Raw genomic sequence first — 1,195 nt, 5'->3', positions numbered from 1 at the left:
CCAGGCTGTGTGAAAACGCCTGCGATTGTCTAACCTTCTGATCGTCGAGATCGCGGCGGGGACGATCATGAAGCGATTCATTGAAGGTGAGTCTCGGACGCAAGTCACGTTGCTGCCGGAGTGCCTGGACGACTACATCACCGAAGAAAACCCAGTTCGGGTAGTCGACGTTTTTGTCGATGAACTCGATCTTGGAACACTCGGGTTCGAGGGTGTCGATCCTGCGGCAACGGGTCGTCCGGCTTACCATCCAGCAGTGCTGCTAAAAATCTACATCTACGGCTATCTCAACCGAATTCAGTCCAGCCGCCGGCTTGAGCGTGAGGCCGAGCGTAATGTCGAGCTAATGTGGCTGACAGGCCGATTGGCGCCTGACTTCAAAACGATTGCCGACTTTCGCCGAGACAATGGTAAAGCCATTCGCAGTGTCTGCCGGCAGTTCGTTGTACTTTGCCGCAACCTCAATCTCTTCTCCCAATCGATCATCGCCATCGACGGCAGCAAATTCAAAGCCGTGAATAACCGCGACCGCAATTTCACTCAAGGCAAAGTGAAGGCGCGCATGCGGCAGATCGAGCAGAGCATCGACCGCTATCTAGCGGCAATGGATTCAGCGGATCGGGCAGCGCCGGAAGTGGCCGAGGCCAAGACTGAGCGGTTGAAAGACAAAGTCGAAAAACTGAAACAGCAGATGCAAAAACTCAAGGACATCGAGGCGCAGCTTCAAGCCAGTCCCGATCAGCAAATCTCACTTACCGATCCAGATGCCCGCTCAATGGCCACAAGCGGCCGAGGCTCCGGCACAGTTGGGTACAACGTACAAACAGCAGTCGACGACAAACACCATCTGATCATTGCCCATGAGGTGACCAACGTTGGTAATGATCGCGGGCAACTGAGCAATATGGCTAACCAGGCACGGGAAGAAATCGGTGCTGAGGCGCTGACGGTGGTTGCTGATAGAGGCTATTACAAAGGCCCGGAAATCCTTGCTTGCGAGCAAGCTGGCATCACCACCTTTGTACCTAAACCACTGACATCGAGCAGCAAAGCGGAAGGCCGATTCGGCAAGCAGGACTTCATCTACATGGCTGCTTCGGACGAATATCGATGCCCTGCGGGTCAGTTGCTGACGCGCCGGCATTCCTCAGTGGAAGACGGCATGCTACTGCACTGCTACTGGTTTTCAGGATGC

The 1,195-nt window shown here is 54.7% G+C and carries 1 protein-coding gene; it reads left to right on the top strand.

Annotated features, from left to right (window positions below; genetic code table 11):
• Positions 1-67 precede the first annotated feature (67 nt).
• On the top strand, positions 68-1,195 hold a 1,128-nt coding region (locus tag PM2_RS29375; RefSeq protein WP_042132648.1), incomplete at its 3' end, for an IS1182 family transposase.

This window comes from Pseudomonas monteilii NBRC 103158 = DSM 14164, assembly GCF_000730605.1.
Taxonomy (GTDB): Bacteria; Pseudomonadota; Gammaproteobacteria; order Pseudomonadales; family Pseudomonadaceae; genus Aquipseudomonas; species Aquipseudomonas monteilii.
The sequence above is the reverse complement of the archived record's forward strand: the minus strand, read 5'-3'. Positions and strand labels throughout refer to the sequence as shown.